The sequence below is a fragment of the Lysobacter sp. Soil_C_59 genome (assembly GCF_057656415.1).
In genome coordinates this window covers 93,872-110,119 of the sequence record NZ_JBDGKK010000011.1, presented here as the reverse complement: position 1 = coordinate 110,119, position 16,248 = coordinate 93,872, and the positions used below count along the sequence as shown (strand labels likewise).

15 protein-coding genes are annotated in these 16,248 nt (G+C 64.9%); 12 read left to right on the top strand and 3 right to left on the bottom strand.

The features are described 5' to 3' along the window. Positions 1-152: 152 nt before the first annotated feature. Both AC3A3Q_RS17035 and yhbY read right to left on the bottom strand, forming a co-directional pair. The gene (locus AC3A3Q_RS17035) at positions 153-533 is read right to left on the bottom strand and encodes an Mth938-like domain-containing protein (protein ID WP_487587359.1); all 381 of its coding nucleotides are present in this window, start codon (positions 531-533) and stop codon (positions 153-155) included. A gap of 24 nt (positions 534-557) precedes the next feature. Then, positions 558-863 carry a ribosome assembly RNA-binding protein YhbY gene (yhbY, locus tag AC3A3Q_RS17030; RefSeq protein WP_487587358.1) on the bottom strand — a complete coding sequence of 102 codons (306 nt, stop codon included), beginning with the start codon at positions 861-863 and terminating at the stop codon, positions 558-560. 91 nt (positions 864-954) lie between these two features. On the opposite strand from yhbY, the gene rlmE reads away from it, so the two are divergent. From rlmE to AC3A3Q_RS16980, 10 genes are all read left to right on the top strand, one after another. Further along, a complete protein-coding gene (rlmE, locus tag AC3A3Q_RS17025; protein WP_487587363.1) occupies positions 955-1,602 on the top strand; it encodes a 23S rRNA (uridine(2552)-2'-O)-methyltransferase RlmE in 648 nt (215 codons plus the stop codon). A gap of 80 nt (positions 1,603-1,682) precedes the next feature. Further along, positions 1,683-3,578 carry an ATP-dependent zinc metalloprotease FtsH gene (gene ftsH, locus AC3A3Q_RS17020; protein ID WP_487587357.1) on the top strand — a complete coding sequence of 632 codons (1,896 nt, stop codon included), beginning with the start codon at positions 1,683-1,685 and terminating at the stop codon, positions 3,576-3,578. A gap of 242 nt (positions 3,579-3,820) precedes the next feature. Continuing rightward, positions 3,821-4,720 carry a dihydropteroate synthase gene (gene folP, locus AC3A3Q_RS17015; protein WP_487587356.1) on the top strand — a complete coding sequence of 300 codons (900 nt, stop codon included), beginning with the start codon at positions 3,821-3,823 and terminating at the stop codon, positions 4,718-4,720. A 745-nt stretch (positions 4,721-5,465) separates the two neighbouring features. Continuing rightward, positions 5,466-6,422, top strand: a complete 957-nt coding sequence (gene miaA / locus AC3A3Q_RS17010; protein ID WP_487587355.1) for a tRNA (adenosine(37)-N6)-dimethylallyltransferase MiaA — start codon at positions 5,466-5,468, stop codon at positions 6,420-6,422. A gap of 150 nt (positions 6,423-6,572) precedes the next feature. After that, positions 6,573-6,851, top strand: a complete 279-nt coding sequence (gene hfq, locus AC3A3Q_RS17005) for an RNA chaperone Hfq (RefSeq protein ID WP_200609374.1) — start codon at positions 6,573-6,575, stop codon at positions 6,849-6,851. A 195-nt stretch (positions 6,852-7,046) separates the two neighbouring features. Continuing rightward, positions 7,047-8,381 carry a ribosome rescue GTPase HflX gene (hflX, locus tag AC3A3Q_RS17000; protein ID WP_487587354.1) on the top strand — a complete coding sequence of 445 codons (1,335 nt, stop codon included), beginning with the start codon at positions 7,047-7,049 and terminating at the stop codon, positions 8,379-8,381. Between the two features lie 104 nt (positions 8,382-8,485). Continuing rightward, positions 8,486-9,601: an FtsH protease activity modulator HflK gene (gene hflK, locus AC3A3Q_RS16995; RefSeq protein WP_487587353.1), complete on the top strand. Its 1,116-nt coding sequence runs from the start codon at positions 8,486-8,488 to the stop codon at positions 9,599-9,601. After that, entirely contained in the window at positions 9,598-10,461 is an 864-nt protein-coding gene (gene hflC, locus AC3A3Q_RS16990; protein ID WP_200609362.1) for a protease modulator HflC, read from the top strand. Before hflK ends, hflC begins: the two co-directional genes overlap by 4 nt. Positions 10,462-10,478: 17 nt before the next feature. Further along, the gene (locus AC3A3Q_RS16985; protein ID WP_158731711.1) at positions 10,479-10,667 is read left to right on the top strand and encodes a DUF2065 domain-containing protein; all 189 of its coding nucleotides are present in this window, start codon (positions 10,479-10,481) and stop codon (positions 10,665-10,667) included. 213 nt (positions 10,668-10,880) lie between these two features. Further along, positions 10,881-12,173 (top strand): adenylosuccinate synthase, encoded by a 1,293-nt coding sequence (locus AC3A3Q_RS16980; RefSeq protein ID WP_487587352.1) that lies wholly within the window; start codon positions 10,881-10,883, stop codon positions 12,171-12,173. Positions 12,174-12,249: 76 nt separating this feature from the next. Here the strand turns inward: AC3A3Q_RS16980 and AC3A3Q_RS16975 are convergent, their stop codons facing one another. Beyond that, positions 12,250-12,642, bottom strand: a complete 393-nt coding sequence (locus tag AC3A3Q_RS16975) for a hypothetical protein (protein WP_487587351.1) — start codon at positions 12,640-12,642, stop codon at positions 12,250-12,252. Between the two features lie 1,498 nt (positions 12,643-14,140). Here AC3A3Q_RS16975 and AC3A3Q_RS16970 point away from each other — a divergent pair. Further along, positions 14,141-15,142 (top strand): LpxL/LpxP family acyltransferase, encoded by a 1,002-nt coding sequence (locus tag AC3A3Q_RS16970; protein ID WP_487587350.1) that lies wholly within the window; start codon positions 14,141-14,143, stop codon positions 15,140-15,142. A gap of 68 nt (positions 15,143-15,210) precedes the next feature. Beyond that, on the top strand, positions 15,211-16,200 hold the full coding sequence (locus AC3A3Q_RS16965) for a TraB/GumN family protein (protein ID WP_487587362.1): 990 nt from the start codon (positions 15,211-15,213) through the stop codon (positions 16,198-16,200). The last annotated feature ends 48 nt before the right edge of the window (positions 16,201-16,248 follow it).

Below are 16,248 nucleotides of genomic sequence, written 5' to 3'. Positions count from 1 at the left end.
CCCGCCCCTGCGGACGACGCCGCTCCGAAGGCGGAAGCCTGGGGAGGCCACAGCAACGTCAAGATGGATCCCGGCGTTCGCCGGGATGACGTAGTGGAGCGGATGCGTTGACGGCCTGGGTCCCGGCGTGCGCCGGGATGACGGATGGGCCGTCAGGGCGTCCGTTCGAACACGAATGCCGCCACCACGCGACGGCCTTCGCCGGAAAGCACGTTGAACGTGCGCGCCGCGGCGGCATTGGTCATGGTTTCCAGGCCGACGCCGCGGCCCAGGCAGGCGGCCATGACCGCGGCGGTCGGGAAGACCTGGGTCGCGCCGCTGCCGAGCAGGATCACTTCCGGTTCCAACGCCAACACCGGTTCAAGATCCTGCGGCGTGATCGCCTTGACCGCGCTTACCGGCCAGTCTTCGATCAGCTGGTCCGGCGAGAGAACGAAACTGGCGAACAGGCGTCGATCGTTGACCAGCGCCGAAGTGCCGTCGGCGGCACGCAGGTAGAACGACTGGTCCGGATGTTCGAGGTTGAGCTGCATCGGCGACTCAGTAGCCGTGTGAGGTCAGGCCCGCGGCAGCACGATCTGGCGACGGTCCTGGCTGGGCTTGTACAGGATCGCGGTATGGCCGATGCGCTGCACCAGCGCGGCTTCGGTGCGCAGGGCGATGTCGTCGATCATGGCGTCGCGGGCCTCGCGGTCCTCGGCGGCGACCTTGATCTTGATCAGCTCATGGTGTTCCAGGGCCAGGGCGACTTCGGCGATCAGCGACTCGGTCACGCCCTTGCCGCCAACCTGCAGCATGGCCTTCAGATCATGGGCCTGGCCGCGCAGGAAACGGGTCTGGGCGGCGGTCAGGACGGTCTGCATTGGGGCACGGGAAGCTTGGGGGTGGGTTGCGCAGGGTATCATGACCACCCCCACGGGCCCCACGGCCCAATCACGCCGGCCCCCACGCCCCATGGCGACTCGCAGCAAATCCAGCCAGCGCTGGCTCAAGGAACACTTTTCCGACCCCTTCGTGAAGAAGGCCAAGGCGGAAGGGCTGCGTTCGCGCGCCGCCTACAAGCTCGAGGAGCTGGTCGAGCGTGACCGGCTGCTGAAGCCCGGAATGGTGGTGGTCGACCTCGGTGCCGCCCCGGGCGGGTGGTCGCAGTGGCTGCGCGGGGAGCTCGACCGCATGGATCCGGCCCGGCCCGGCCGGGTGATCGCCCTGGACATCCTCGAAATGCCCTCGCTGGCCGGGGTCGAGTTCCTTCATGGCGATTTCAGGGAGGATGAGGTCCTATCGCAGCTGGTGGCTTCCCTGGAAGGCCAGCGCGTGGACCTTGTCCTGTCGGATATGGCCCCCAATAAGAGCGGTGTGGATGCGGTCGACATGCCGCGGGCGATGTACCTGTCCGAACTGGCCATGGACTTCGCCGACCAGCACCTGCGTACCGGCGGCAACTTCCTGATCAAGCTGTTCCAGGGGGTGGGGTTCGACGAGTACGTGAAGGAACTGCGGCGGCGCTACGACAAGGTCGTGATCCGCAAGCCGGAGGCGTCGCGAAAGCGCTCGCCCGAGGTGTACGCGCTGGCACAGGGCAAGCGCGCGGTTATGAAGTAATGTGCGACAACTCCGAGATGTACAGGCGCCCAGGCGCCGCCCCGCTGCAATAACGCCATGAGGGCGACAGGTAGGAATTGATGAACGACTTGGCCAAGAATCTGCTGCTCTGGGTAATCGTCGCCGTCGTATTGATGGTGGTGTTCCAGGCGTTCGGACCGCGCGCGGCAGGCAGCGAAACGCTGGCCTACAACGAGTTCGTGCAGCAGGTGCAGCAGGACCGCGTGAAGGAGGTCAAGATCGGCGAAGATCGGACCACCATCAACGGCGAGCGCAAGGATGGCAGCAAGTTCGTCACCTACAGCCCCGGTGACGAATACCTGATCAACGACCTGCTCACGCACAAGGTCGCCATCGACCAGGCCCAGCCGCAGAGCGGGCCGTCGCTGCTTTACATCATCATCAACGTACTGCCCTGGTTGCTGTTCATCGGCATCTGGGTGTACTTCATGCGGCAGATGCAGCAAGGCGGCAGCAAGGGTGCGATGAGCTTCGGCCGCTCGCGAGCCAAGCTGCAGGGCGAGGACCAGGTCAAGGTGACCCTGGCCGACGTCGCCGGCTGCGATGAAGCCAAGGAAGAAGTCGGCGAGCTCGTCGAGTTCCTGCGCGACCCTTCCAAGTTCCAGAAGCTCGGCGGCAAGATCCCGCGCGGCGTGCTGATGGTCGGCCCGCCGGGTACCGGCAAGACCCTGCTCGCCCGCGCCATCGCCGGCGAAGCCAAGGTGCCGTTCTTCAGCATTTCCGGCTCGGACTTCGTCGAGATGTTCGTCGGCGTCGGCGCCAGCCGCGTCCGCGACATGTTCGAGCAGGCCAAGAAGCACGCGCCGTGCATCATCTTCATCGACGAAATCGACGCCGTCGGCCGCCATCGCGGCGCCGGCCTCGGCGGCGGTCATGACGAGCGCGAGCAGACCCTCAACCAGTTGCTGGTCGAGATGGACGGCTTCGAGGGTGGCGAGGGCGTGATCGTGATCGCCGCGACCAACCGTCCCGACGTGCTCGACCCGGCGCTGCTGCGCCCGGGCCGTTTCGACCGCCAGGTGGTGGTCGGCCTGCCGGACGTGAAGGGCCGCGAGCAGATCCTGCGCGTGCACATGCGCAAGCTGCCGCTGCATGACGATGTCGAGCCGATGACCATCGCCCGAGGTACTCCGGGTTTCTCCGGCGCCGACCTGGCCAACCTCTGCAACGAGGCGGCCCTGTTCGCGGCGCGCGAGAACGCCAAGGACGTGCGCATGGAGCACTTCGACAAGGCGCGCGACAAGATCCTGATGGGCGCCGAGCGCCGCTCGATGGCGATGAGCGAGGACGAGAAGAAGCTGACCGCCTACCACGAGGCCGGCCACGCCATCGTCGGTCGCATGGTTCCCGAGCACGACCCGGTCTACAAGGTCACGATCATCCCGCGCGGTCGTGCGTTGGGCGTGACCATGTACCTGCCCGAGGGCGACAAGTACAGCTACAACCGCACCGCGATCGAGTCGCAGCTGTGCTCGCTGTACGGTGGCCGCGTCGCCGAGGAGCTGATCTTCGGCGTCGACAAGGTCACCACCGGCGCTTCCAACGACATCGAGCGCGCGACCAAGATGGCGCGCAACATGGTCACCAAGTGGGGCCTGTCCGAGCTGGGTCCGATCACGTTCGGCGAGGAAGAGGACGAGGTGTTCCTGGGCCGCTCGGTGACGCAGCACAAGAACGTCTCCAACGAGACCGCGCGCAAGATCGACGAGGTCGTCCGCGACATCCTCGACAAGGCCTACGGTCGCACCACCGAGATCCTCAAGGGCAACCTCGACAAGCTGCACGCGATGGCCGATGCGCTGCTGCTGTACGAGACCATCGACGCGCACCAGATCGACGACATCATGGCCGGCCGCGTGCCGGGCCCGCCGGCCGACTGGTCGAAGTCGGGCAAGACGTCGAAGGACGACGGCGAGCGCCCGGGTGCGATCGGCGGGCCTGCGGCGCAGACCTGATCGGGTCGGATGACGATGCAATGAGAGGGCCGGGGTGATTCCCGGCCCTTTTCTTTTGTGGCGGGCGCGTTGGTCCTTCGACTTCGCGCCTGCGGCGCTACGCTCAGGACGAACGGTGAGTGAGTGATCCCGTTCGTCCTGAGCGTAGCGCACGAAGTCGAAGGACCTGACCGCAGCCAGAGGTTCCGCCAGCACCGCCCCCGGGCTAACCTGCGCAAGCACTGTCCCCAGGAACCCCGCGCATGTTCGACACCACCCTCACCCTCGACTGCAACGGCCGTCCGCTGGTGCTCGATCGCACGCGCGTGATGGGCATCGTCAATGTCACCCCGGACTCGTTCTCCGACGGCGGCGCGCACGAGACGCTGGAAGCGGCCGTCGCACACGGGTTGCAGCTGGCAGGGGAGGGCGCCGACATCCTCGACATCGGTGGCGAATCGACTCGACCCGGTGCCGATGAAGTCCCGCTGGAGGAAGAGCTGCGCCGCACGATTCCGGTGATCGAGCGCCTGGTCCGCGAAACGACCTTGCCGATCAGCATCGACACCTCCAAGCCCGAGGTCATGCGCGCGGCCGTGCAGGCCGGTGCCGGCATGATCAACGATGTCTACGCACTGCGTCGCGAAGGCGCGCTCGATGCCGCGGCGAGCCTGCGCGTGCCGGTGGTGCTCATGCACATGCAGGGAGAGCCGCGTTCGATGCAGCAGTTGCCGCAGTATGACGACGTCGTCGCCGAAGTGCATCGCTTCCTCGCCGAGCGCATCTTCGCCGCCGAGATGGCCGGCATCGCGAAGAAGAACATCGTCGTCGATCCGGGTTTCGGATTCGGCAAGGACGCGCAGCACAACCTGGCGCTGCTCGCGCAGCTGGAGCGCTTCGCCGAACTCGGCGTGCCGGTCCTGGCCGGGCTCTCGCGCAAGAAGACCATCGGCGACATCACCGGGCGCGCGCAGCCGCTCGAACGCGTGCATGGCTCGGTGGCAGCGCACCTCATTGCCGCGCAGCGTGGTGCCAGGCTGGTGCGCGTGCACGATGTCGCCGCGACGGTGGATGCGCTGAAAGTGTGGAGCGCGCTGTCGGCGCAGAAGTTGCCGCGAGCTAAATCCGCGCCATCGATGCCGAAGTGGCCCGACGACGAGTAGCCGCGCGACGCGCCCAAGTCAACGTTTTTCGCTGGTCAAATCTTCGCCATTGTTCTTGCGTCCCTTGCGCTGCAAGGCCCGCAGCACTCACTCCACACTGCTGTCCGCAGGCTTGTCCACAGGCGGTGTGGATAGAAGCATGCCCGGCGGTTGCGATGCCTAACCGGCGCGGCAAGTCAACCTTTTTCGCTGGTCAATTGTTCGCCACCCCTCTTGCATTGCTTGTGCAGCAAGGCGCGCAGCGTTGTCTCCACACAACTGTCCGCAGGCTTGTCCACAGGGTTTGTGGATAGAGTGCATGACGGCGCGGGAACGACCTGCTTGCTGACGATTTTTGTCATGTCGCATCGAGGTTGGAGCTTCGCCCGCGCATTCTTGTGCGCATGCCCAATCCGTGCGCCAAGTCAACAAATTTCGCCGGTCAATTTTTCGCCAACATGGCGCAGGCCCCGTCGCAGCAGCCTGTCCGGCATCTGCACACATCACTGTCCGCAGGTTTGTCCACAGGGCTTGTGGACAGCGCGAAAGGCCTGGCCAAAAAAACGACAAACACCCGGGAAGCGTTGCGGCCAAAGGCGTGGAGCACGTTATCAACAGCCTTGCCCCAGTGCTTGCCCACAGGAACTGTGGAGCGCTGTGTCGATGCTGCATTGCGACACGGTTGCCACGGCAACGGTTCCGCCGGGCCGGTGCCTGTGCGAGGCTACGCCTCCGCTACATCCGTGCCGCGCCATGCCTGCGTGCTATGCCTGTTGATTCGCGCCCGATCGCGATTGCCCTGATGGGCCCGACCGCTTCGGGCAAGACCGCGCTTGCGCTGGAGTGGGCGCAGCGCCACGGCGGCGAGATCGTCAGTGTCGATTCGGCCCTGGTCTACCGCCGGCTCGACATCGGCGCGGCCAAGCCGAGCGCCGAAGAACTGGCCCGCGTACCGCACCACCTGGTCGACCTGCGCGAGCCTTGGCAGCCGTACTCGGCCGCCGAGTTCGCCGAGGACGCGCGGCGGGCCCTGGACGACATCGTCGCCCGGGGTCGGTTGCCGATCCTCGCCGGTGGCACCGGCCTGTACTTCCATGCGCTGCTGCAGGGTCTGTCGCCGATGCCGGAGGCCGACCCGGCCACGCGTGCGCAGCTGGAAGCCGAGGCGGGCGAGCGGGGGTGGGCGGCACTGCACGCCGAACTGGCCACGATCGACCCGGTTGCCGCGGCCCGCATCCATGCCACCGATGCCCAGCGGATCCAGCGTGCGCTGGAGGTCTACCGGCTGTCCGGCCGCAGCATCAGCGACTGGCGGAGCGACCGCGCGCAGGTGCCGCGCCTGCCGCTGCGGGTACTCAAGCTGGTGCTGGCACCGGACGACCGCGCGCTGCTGCACGCGCGCATCGAGCGCCGCTTCGACCAGATGCTGGCCGACGGCTTCCTCGACGAAGTCAGGGCGCTGCGGGCTTTGCCGGAACTGGCCGCGCAACCGCGGCCGCTGGAGCTGCCGGCCCTGCGCGCAGTCGGCTACCGCCAGGCCTGGGAGCATCTGGACGGGAACACTCCGGTGGCACGGATGCGTGAGCTGGGCATCTTCGCCACCCGCCAGCTGGCCAAGCGCCAGCTGACCTGGCTGCGCGGAGAGCTGGACGCGCAATGGTTCGACCCGCAATTGCAGCGCCCCGCGCTGGAGCAGGCCAGGGCAAAGTTCATGGGCGTTTGAACCGTGTGATCGGTGCAGCCTGTGCGGGTGCGCCCGGGGGCTTTGCGCTACCATCGGACCCGGTCGCCGCTGTGGGGACAGGTTTCCGGCGACTGCGGCCGGCTTCGCCACCGCCGCCCTTATAACTAGAACGAGTTGGGGAACTACACCATGTCCAAGGGACAATCTTTGCAGGATCCTTTCCTGAATGCGTTGCGCCGCGAACGCGTGCCGGTTTCGGTTTACCTGGTCAACGGCATCAAGCTGCAGGGCACCATCGAGTCGTTCGACCAGTTCGTGGTGCTGTTGCGCAACACCGTGAGCCAGATGGTCTACAAGCACGCGATCTCCACCGTCGTGCCGGCGCGCAATGTCCGCGTCGGGCCGGGCGGCGGCTACGTGCAGTCTTCCGAGGGCGAAGGCGAAGGCCACGCCGACGAGACCGAGTAAGCCGGGTAGGGGCTTCAGCCCTGATCCGTCGGCCATCTCCGCCTGCATCCCTGCCATATCGGCGGGGACCGGCGTCCATTGCCGCGGCGCCCTGATGCGATGGCCTGGTTTGATGGTCCTGGTCTGATGGCCCTTGTTTGACAGGCCTGCCATGCCCATCTTGTGATCCTGTCCCCCGCTCAGGCATGACCCCGCTTGTTTGAAAGATCCCGCAAAGGCGAACACGCGCTATTGATCCAGCCCCATGCCGGCGGTCCGCCGGACGAGGGATTGCTGGAGGAGTTCGCCGACCTGGCCCGCTCGGCCGGTGCCACGGTGGCGGCGGTGCTGACCGCGCGCATCGACCGGCCGAACGCGGCGATGCTGATCGGCAGCGGCAAGCTGGAAGAGGTCAAGGCCGCGGCCGAAGCCACCGGCGCCGACCTGATCCTGATCAACCACCCGCTCTCGCCCGGCCAGGAGCGCAATCTCGAACGCGAGCTCAAGCGCCGCGTGGTCGACCGCACCGGCCTGATCCTCGACATCTTTGCCCAGCGTGCGCACAGCCACGACGGCAAGCTGCAGGTCGAGCTGGCGCAGCTCAAGCACATGGCGACGCGACTGGTTCGCGGCTGGACCCACCTCGAGCGCCAGCGCGGTGGTTCGATCGGCCTGCGTGGCCCGGGTGAAACCCAGCTCGAAACCGACCGCCGCCTGCTGCAGAAGCGACTGGAACAGTTGCAGAAACGCCTGGAAAAGGTCGAAGTGCAGCGCACCCAGATGCGCCGCGCACGCATGCGCAGCGAAATGCCGCGCGTCGCCCTGGTCGGCTATACCAATGCCGGCAAGTCGACGTTGTTCAATGCCATGACCGGTGCGGAGGCCTACGCCGCCGACCAGTTGTTCGCCACGCTCGATCCGACCGTGCGTCGCATCGAGTTGTCGGGCGGCAACGTGGTGCTGGCCGATACCGTCGGCTTCGTCCGCGATCTTCCGCACGAACTGGTGGCTGCGTTCCGCTCGACGCTGTCGGAAGCGCGCGAGGCCGATCTGCTGATCCACGTGATCGACGCAGCCGATCCGCTGCGCGACGAGCGCATCGCCCAGGTCGACTCCGTGCTCAAGGACATCGGCGCCGGCGACCTGCCGCAGCTGCTGGTATTCAACAAGATCGACAAGCTCGGGAATGGCGGGGATGGCAGCGAGGGCGACGAACCGATGCAGCCGCGCCTGGACCGCCCGGCCGAAGGCCGCATGCGGGTATGGCTGTCCGCGCGCGATGGCCGCGGCCTGGAATTGCTGCGCGAAGGCCTGGCCGAAGCGCTGGAACTGCGCCATGTCAGCGGCGAGCTGCGCCTGCCGCCGCAGGCCGCGCGCCTGCGTGCACGCCTGCACGAGCTGGGCGCGGTCCGCGGCGAGGACCACGACGAACACGGCTGGGTCATCAACGTGGATCTGGCACTGGCCGATGCCCAGCGACTGTTCGTACAGGCGCACGGCGAGGTGCTCAGGCCCCTTTTGCCGCCCGAAGCGAGCGATGATGCCGCCTGAGCGGGGCTTCGCCTTGCTTGAGCCCCGTCGCACCCCCACCTAGAATCGACCCACGCCCGCATTGCTGAACGCGGTAGCGGACGTATCCCCTTCTTGGAGCAGGCATGGCCTGGAATACACCCGGTAGTGACAATTCCGGCGGTTCGAATGGTCGAACCCCGCGGCGCAGACCCAATGGCCGCGGCCTGGATGCCTTGCTCGACCCCTTGCGTGGCCTCTTCGGCGGCGGCGCGGGCGGTGGCGGCAACATCCTGCGCTGGGTCGGCATAGCCGTTGGCCTGTGGCTGGTGTTCAACTGCTTCGTGCTGGTGACCGAGCAGGAGCGCGGCGTAGTCCTGCGCTTCGGCCAGTTCTCGCGCGTGCTGCAGCCGGGCCCGCACTTCAAGGCGCCGTGGCCGATCGAGCGCGTGACCAAGGTCAACGCCACCCAGAGCAACGCCTACAGCGATACCGTGCCGGTGTTCACCCGTGACGCCAACATGGTGAACGTCGAGATCAACGTGCAGTACCGCATCGGCGATCCGCAGCTGTACCTGTTCGGTTCGCGCGATGCCGATCGCGTGTTGAAGGAAGCCGCGCAGAGTGCGGTTCGCGAACAGGTCGGCCGTTCCGACCTGGACACCGTGCTCAACGCGCGTTCGGAGCTGACCGTCACTGTGCGCCAGCGCCTGCAGGCGTCCTTGCAGGACTACCGAACTGGCCTGGTCGTGACCGAGCTGAACCTGCCCAATGCGCGTCCGCCGGACGAGGTCAAGGACGCGTTCGACGAAGTCCAGCGCGCCGCCGCCGACAAGACCACCGCGATCAACCAGGCCCAGGCCTACGCCAAGCAGGTCGTGCCGGAAGCACGCGGTGAAGCATCGCGCGTGCGGACCGCGGCCGAAGGCTACAAGACGTCATCTGTTGCCCGCGCCGAAGGTGACGCCAACCGCTTCTCGCTGCTGGTCGAGCAGTACAAGGCCGCACCGGACGTGACCCGCAAGCGCCTGTGGCTGGACACGCTGCAGGAAGTGCTGAGCGACAACCGCAAGATCATCGGCGGCGATTCGCGCCAGTTGATCTACGTGCCGATGCCCGACAAGCGCGGCGGCCCGGCCTCGACGGGTGCACCGTTGCTGACGCCGGACCTGTTGCCCCCGACCATTACCACCGAGCCCGGCGACAGCGGTCGCGGCGCACGACCGACCCGGCCGACCGGTCGCGATGAGGTGACGCGATGAGATTCTCCCTTTGGATTGCCGCCGTGGTTGCCGCGCTGTTCGCGCTGCTCGGCTCGATGTTCGTGGTCACCGAAGGCCGTACCGCGATCGTGCTCAACCTCGGCCGCGTCGTGCGCACCGACATCGGTCCGGGCCTGCACTTCAAGTGGCCGCTGGTCGAGACGGCGCGCGTGTTCGACCGTCGCCTGCAGGTGCTTGATGCCGAGCCGGAGCGTTACCTGACCGCCGACAAGCAGAACGTCAGCGTCGACTTCTTCGCGCTGGGCCGGATCGAGAATTCGCGCGCGTTCTACCGCGCCACCGGTGGTGACGAGGTCACCGCGGTCGATCGCCTGGCGCCGATCATCAAGGACTCGCTGCGCAACGAGATCAATGCGCGCACGCTGCAGCAGGTCGTCTCCGGCGATCGCACTTCGGTGATCGGCAAGCAGCTCGATGCGATCAATGTCGGTGCGGCCACGCTCGGCGTGAAGATCGTCGACATCCGCATCAAGCGCATCGAACTGCCGCAGGACAGCAACGTGCTCGGTTCGGTCTACAACCAGATGCGCAGCCAGCGCCTGCAGGTCGCCAGCCAGCTTCGCGCCGAAGGCGTCGAGCAGGCGCAGGCGATCCGTGCCCAGGCCGATCGCGAGAAGCTGGTGATCGTGGCCGAGGCCGAGCGCGATGCGCAGAAGCTGCGCGGTGAAGGCGATGCCGAGGCCACGCGTCTGTACGCGCAGGCTGCCAACCGCGATCCGTCCTTCTACGCGTTCCAGCGCAGCCTGGAGGCGTACCGCAAGGCGTTCTCTGACGGCGAAGGCGTGATCGTGCTCGACCGCGACGATCCGTTCCTGCAGTACCTCAAGTCGGACCGCTGACCAGGCGCACCTGAACCATGCTGCTGGAACTGTTGTCGGCGGTTTGCCTGGTGGCGGTGCTGGAGGGGTTGTTCCTCTTCGTCGCGCCGCGCGGGTGGAAGCGCGCCGCCGAGCAGTTGCACGCACTGCCGGACCGCCACCTGCGCGTGGTCGGGGCGGTCGTGGTGGGGCTGGGTCTGCTGTCGTTGTGGCTGGTGCGGCTGTAGCCATGTGACGGCGGCGCGAAGACCGCACCCAATCTGTCCAATCCCGCTTTCGGGGTGGCCCCGGCCCCCTAAAACCCGGATAATGCACAAAAGCCGGACGGGGCCCAGCGCCCCGCCGGCTTTCTTGCTGTTTGCGGGACCCTCCCGATGGGGCGTCCGCGACAGCCCGGCCTTCGCGCCGGTTCTCAATGCAACGCAGTCAGGAGCTTGGCAATGGGTCAGTCAGTCGTCGTTCTCGGTGCCCAATGGGGCGATGAAGGCAAGGGCAAGATCGTCGATCTGCTCACCAAGGAGATCGGCGCCGTCGTGCGCTTCCAGGGTGGCCACAATGCCGGCCACACCCTCGTCATCGGCGGCAAGAAGACCGTCCTGCACCTGATTCCGTCCGGCATCCTGCGCCCCGATGCGCTGTGCCTGATCGGCAATGGCGTGGTGCTGTCCCCGGCTGCGCTGAAGAAGGAAATCGGCGAGCTCGAAAGCAACGGCGTGGAAGTGCGTTCGCGCCTGAAAATCAGCCCGGCCACGCCGCTGATCATGCCGTACCACATCGCCCTGGATCAGGCCCGCGAGAAGGCCGCCGGCGGCAAGGCCATCGGCACCACCGGCCGCGGCATCGGCCCGGCGTATGAAGACAAGGTGGCGCGTCGCGGTATCCGCATCGCCGACCTGCACTACCCGCAGCAGCTCGCCGAGAAGCTGCGCAGCACGATGGATTACCACAACTTCGTCCTGACCAAGTACCTGGGCGTGGACGCAGTCGACTTCCAGCAGACGCTCGACGAGGCGCTGGCCTTCGGCGAGTACGTAGAGCCGATGAAGTCCGACGTCGCCGGCATCCTTCACGAGCTGCGCAAGCAGGGCAAGCGCGTGCTGTTCGAAGGTGCGCAGGGTTCGCTGCTCGACATCGACCATGGCACCTATCCGTACGTGACCTCGTCCAACACCACCGTCGGCGGCGCGTATGCCGGTACCGGCGTCGGCGCGGATGCGATCGACTATGTGCTCGGCATCGCCAAGGCCTACGCCACGCGCGTGGGCGGTGGTCCGTTCCCGACCGAGCTCGACGACGACGTCGGCCAGGGCCTGCGTGACCGCGGCCAGGAATACGGCGCCACCACCGGCCGTCCGCGTCGCTGCGGCTGGATGGACATCGTCGCGCTGCGTCGCGCGGTCGCCGTCAACGGCATCACCGGCCTGTGCATCACCAAGCTCGACGTGCTCGACGGCATGGAGAAGCTGAAGATCTGCATCGCGTACGAGTACCGCGGCAAGCGCACCGAGTACGCGCCGCTCGACGCGGCCGGCTGGGAAGAGTGCACGCCGGTGTACCTGGAGTTCCCGGGCTGGGAAGAGAACACCCACAACGTCACCGAGTGGGACAAGCTGCCCGCCGCTGCGCGTGCGTACCTGCGCGCGCTGGAAGAGCTGGCCGGTTGCCCGCTGGCGATCGTTTCGACCGGTCCGGACCGTGACGCCAACATTGTGCTGCAGGATCCTTTCGCCTGATCCGGTTGCGCGCATGAAAAAAGCCCCGCCGATGCGGGGCTTTTTTTTTGGCCGCGTTTCCTGCGCCGTTGCGGCGTCAGCGCGGTGCCTGTCCGGTCAGGCCCTGCTCGACGATGCGCAGCACGTCGGCCAGGCTGACGCCGAACGAGCCGGCCTTGCCAGCATCGAAGGCCTGCTTCCACTCGGCATAGCCCTTGAGATAGGCCGGGTAGGGCGGCTGGTCGCCTTCGTAGCTGATCGCGCTGGCTTCCAGCGTCGCCCGCGTCACCGGCAGGTGCGGCAGTTCGGTCAGCAGTCCCGAGGGCAGGCCCGGGTGGCGGATCTTCACGTTGCGGACGGTGACGTGGAAGATCTCGCCGCCGAGCGGATGCTGGTCGACGCGGTTGATCAGCAGCGTCGGCGTCTCGGCGGGCGTGCGGCCGGTGCAGCGCCAGAGCTGGCCAGCGGCGAAGTCGGGGGTGGTGCTCATGCGGAAGTCCAGGCGGATCGTGATCGGGAATGATGCCCCGGCACGCCACTGCAGCGCGATGCCAAAACGGTCCGAATACCGGGATTCCGCTTTCGCTTTGCGGGTGAATGGCCGTGGCGCGGCTAGCCAGGCCGCTTCCGGGGGTGGCCTCGCCGCCCCCCTCCCCCCGCTTACCAGCGGTGACGGTATGCCCACCGATTCCGCCCGCTGGGTCGCCTTCGGCCGACGCCTGTCTCCAGCCGCAGGCCCGGGAGCCTCCCGGTGCGCGTGCAGCTTGTCTGCTGACCGCCAAGTTATGACGTCGCCGGAGACCCGGAGCTTTTCACGGCCCATGCGATTGAACAATCGAACTTGATGATGTGCTTCTCGTGGAAGCGGCGAACTCTCCAGCATGGTGAGTCTGCACATGAAGCGTTATTCCCGGTGATCGGAGCGTGCCGCAAACGGCGCTTCAGAAATTATCTCGGTGTCGTTGGGAATTCTCTGATGGACGCAAAGTCGACTTTCATGAGTCATTAGTCACAGCTTGGGGTATCCCAAGCTGGCGCCTTGCAGGCGCATCTAGCCAACAAAAGGAACAGTGAGATGGAATGCAATTGCAATGGACTTTGGCTCCATCGAAGCTCAGCTGAGCAGTAATGCCGCGGTCGGCGAACAGGTAGACAACTTCTTGCCGATCGAGGCGCCGGCGAAGCCAAATGGCGTCTTCGCGAGTGACTGCTGCGGTTCAAACAACTACGCGAAGTAAGGCGGGTGGAGGCGCGACAAGGACGTCGCGCTTCCAATTCGAGTCAACGAGATGCGCCAAGATCATGCATACAACGGATCGAACTGCCACTTCTGTTGGGACATCGTTGCTCGCCGAACTCGAGCGCAAGCTCGCTTCGGAAAGAGCGCGGAGCCTCTACGTCATTCCTTCGACGCGTGAACTGCTAGGTGCCATTCCAGGCTGGCTCACACGGTCAAACCCCCCCCCGCTTATCGTTGCTCCCTTGGTTCGCGATTGCCTTTCAGGCCGGAGTCTCTTGCCCTTGCTTAGCACTGGCGGCGAGTCTTCTGCTCATCCCGTAGTCGTCTTCTCCGACCAGCTGACAAGCGCAATTGACGCACCGATTCTTGTTGAGCGGAACGGCAGGCAGCACTACCTGTCAGCGTTTGAGGTCGTCGCAAACAACAGGTACCGGTACTCAGTGCATGCCTGGATGGGCGAGCGATTCGAGAGTTGCAGATCATCGGTGGGCCCGTCGTCCATCCTCCGACTAATCGACGATTACCTGGTCGCGTGTGAAGGCCTTGGGGAGGAGTGGTTGCTTCGTGATGGACAGGTCCAAAGAGGGCGCACGGGTCGATCGAATCACGCCCGCGCCCGACTGCGAGCATTTCACTCCGCCATGATGTGTGCATACCCCATGTCGGAGGTTTCCGAAGAAGTTCACGCGATCCTTCGGCGTGTGGTGGAAGTGCAACGCAGTCTCGCTGGATCGGAAGAGGGGCATCGATGATCGCCAGCAACCTACTTGTCGCAATGGCATGGCCTATTCAACTGTTGGACGGGCACATGCAGACGCTCGATCGGTATTTGGACATCTCGTTGTCTCAGCATGAGGTTGAAGCGATTCGAAACGCTTGCTCTCGATCCAATGTTCGTCTTGGTGCCTACTACCACTGGTACCTTCAGAAACTGATAATGGCGCGAAGGTTCCGGAGCCTCGACAAGTCCCACGTTCTGTCTCGCCTCAATGGCCTTGATCGGACGGACTACTCTACTTTGGACAACATTCCTGACGATGGCCGCGGCCTGCTGGTCGCCATTCCGCACTTTGGTCACTACGTTCTATCGATCATCGGTCTTGTGGAAACGCTCCGGTCAAAGCGGAACGTGCTGGTCTTCTATGGGGCACCGGCGACCCATGCAGGCAATGACCTCTTCGATAGGCTGCATATGTGCCTCTATGGCGACGAGCAGTCGAACGTAAGCGTCATACATGACACCCGTGCTGGCATGGCGATAGCCATTCGCGGTCTGGAGGATGGCGCGGCCGTCATCATCATGCCCGACGTTTTCAAGAACGAAAGGGACACCTACTTGATTCCGTTCTGCGGGAGGCCCCTCAACGTCATGCTTGGAACTGCTGCGCTCGCGAGGAAGACGTTGTCACGTGTTCTCCCGGCGGTATCGATGCCATCGAGGACGTCCTTGCGCTTCAACACGGTATTTTCATCAATGCTTGATGCAGCGCTGCCGCTCGCGACATCAGCGCCATCTCCTCCCAACAATGACTTCGTTCATCTGGACTACCGTTCCACGCTCTCCCTCTTCATGAGGTACGAGGAAGTCATCGCGGAGAAGATCATGTATTGGCAGTACTCCAGAACTCACTATGGCCGAACGATGGACTTCCCGTATCTGGATAAGGAAAGGATCCTCAAGGTCAGTGAGCTGTTCTTCAACGATCCTCGTGCGAATCTCGGTGCTGATCGCGTCATTTGCATCGACTGAATGGAGTGGAGTTGACATGAAAGCTTGGATTTGTTGCTCGGCACTTTCGCTCGCTCTCGGTACGGGTACTGCTGCTGCGAACCAGCCCGCTGCCGTACCTGCTTCCGGGCCTGTCAGGACCTTGGGCGCCATGGTGGTCAGCGCGGATCAATCGGCCCCCCCCCATCTGGGAATTCACGCGCGGCGAAAAGAAGGTCTGGATTCTCGGGACGTTCCCGCTCTTGCCGGAGGGAATGAAGTTCAATGCGTCTGGAATCGAAAGCAGGATCGCGCAATCTGACGTGGTTCTCGGCCCGCCGGGGCTGGTTGTCGGTGCAGATATCGGCCTCTTTCGCGGCTTGACGCTTTGGCCATCCATTCATCGCGCGAAGTTCAATCCTGACAACAAATCATTGCGGGATGTCCTTTCTGCCGCCACGTATGCAAAGTGGAAAGTCGCGCGAGCCAGATTCCTAGGGGGCGACGATGACGTCGATCGCCTTCGTCCGATGTACGCCGCCTACGAGCTGTTCAAAGCCGCCAAGGAGCAGGCACACGCTTCCATGGACAGCGCTGCCGACCCCGTCATCGAGCGAGCTGCCAGGAGGCAGAATGTGCCGCGTGCCGATGCTCGATATCGCTTGGCCATCAGGGAGCCGAAGGACGCCGTGAAACGGTTCAACGTGTCCGGCACCGATGACATAAGTTGCCTCGAGGATACCTTGGACAGGATTGAGCCGTTCGTGCAAACGGCAGCTGTTCGTGGCGATGCCTGGGCCAGTGGAGACCTAACGCGCCTTTCCGAGTTTTCAAACAGTGGGAGCGAGTTGAACTTCTGTTGGGCTCGCCTGACTAATCAGGCCATCGGCGTCCAGCAGGGTTTTGCCGACATTGATCGTGAAATGGACGCAAGGTGGCTTGGGGAATTGCAGACTGTCCTCGCAAGCCACGACACCGTGTTCACCACGCTTGCGGTGAAGGAGCTAATTGGCTCCACCGGGCTTGCTGCGGCGCTCCAGCGCGATGGATTCCAGGTCAAGGCTCCTGATGTCGGCAGTCCATCGAACGCCAATCCGTGAAGTCCTGATGCATCGCACAGTTTTTCACTGCGCTACCCGAACCGCGTG

What these genes read in the sequence shown, in the direction of transcription:
- AC3A3Q_RS17035 (WP_487587359.1), bottom strand. Translation starts at nt 533, where the DNA reads ATGCAGCTCAACCTCGAACATCCGGACCAGTCGTTCTACCTGCGTGCC.
- yhbY (WP_487587358.1), bottom strand. Translation starts at nt 863, where the DNA reads ATGCAGACCGTCCTGACCGCCGCCCAGACCCGTTTCCTGCGCGGCCAG.
- rlmE (WP_487587363.1), top strand. Translation starts at nt 955, where the DNA reads ATGGCGACTCGCAGCAAATCCAGCCAGCGCTGGCTCAAGGAACACTTT.
- ftsH (WP_487587357.1), top strand. Translation starts at nt 1,683, where the DNA reads ATGAACGACTTGGCCAAGAATCTGCTGCTCTGGGTAATCGTCGCCGTC.
- folP (WP_487587356.1), top strand. Translation starts at nt 3,821, where the DNA reads ATGTTCGACACCACCCTCACCCTCGACTGCAACGGCCGTCCGCTGGTG.
- miaA (WP_487587355.1), top strand. Translation starts at nt 5,466, where the DNA reads ATGCCTGTTGATTCGCGCCCGATCGCGATTGCCCTGATGGGCCCGACC.
- hfq (WP_200609374.1), top strand. Translation starts at nt 6,573, where the DNA reads ATGTCCAAGGGACAATCTTTGCAGGATCCTTTCCTGAATGCGTTGCGC.
- hflK (WP_487587353.1), top strand. Translation starts at nt 8,486, where the DNA reads ATGGCCTGGAATACACCCGGTAGTGACAATTCCGGCGGTTCGAATGGT.
- hflC (WP_200609362.1), top strand. Translation starts at nt 9,598, where the DNA reads ATGAGATTCTCCCTTTGGATTGCCGCCGTGGTTGCCGCGCTGTTCGCG.
- AC3A3Q_RS16985 (WP_158731711.1), top strand. Translation starts at nt 10,479, where the DNA reads ATGCTGCTGGAACTGTTGTCGGCGGTTTGCCTGGTGGCGGTGCTGGAG.
- AC3A3Q_RS16980 (WP_487587352.1), top strand. Translation starts at nt 10,881, where the DNA reads ATGGGTCAGTCAGTCGTCGTTCTCGGTGCCCAATGGGGCGATGAAGGC.
- AC3A3Q_RS16975 (WP_487587351.1), bottom strand. Translation starts at nt 12,642, where the DNA reads ATGAGCACCACCCCCGACTTCGCCGCTGGCCAGCTCTGGCGCTGCACC.
- AC3A3Q_RS16970 (WP_487587350.1), top strand. Translation starts at nt 14,141, where the DNA reads ATGATCGCCAGCAACCTACTTGTCGCAATGGCATGGCCTATTCAACTG.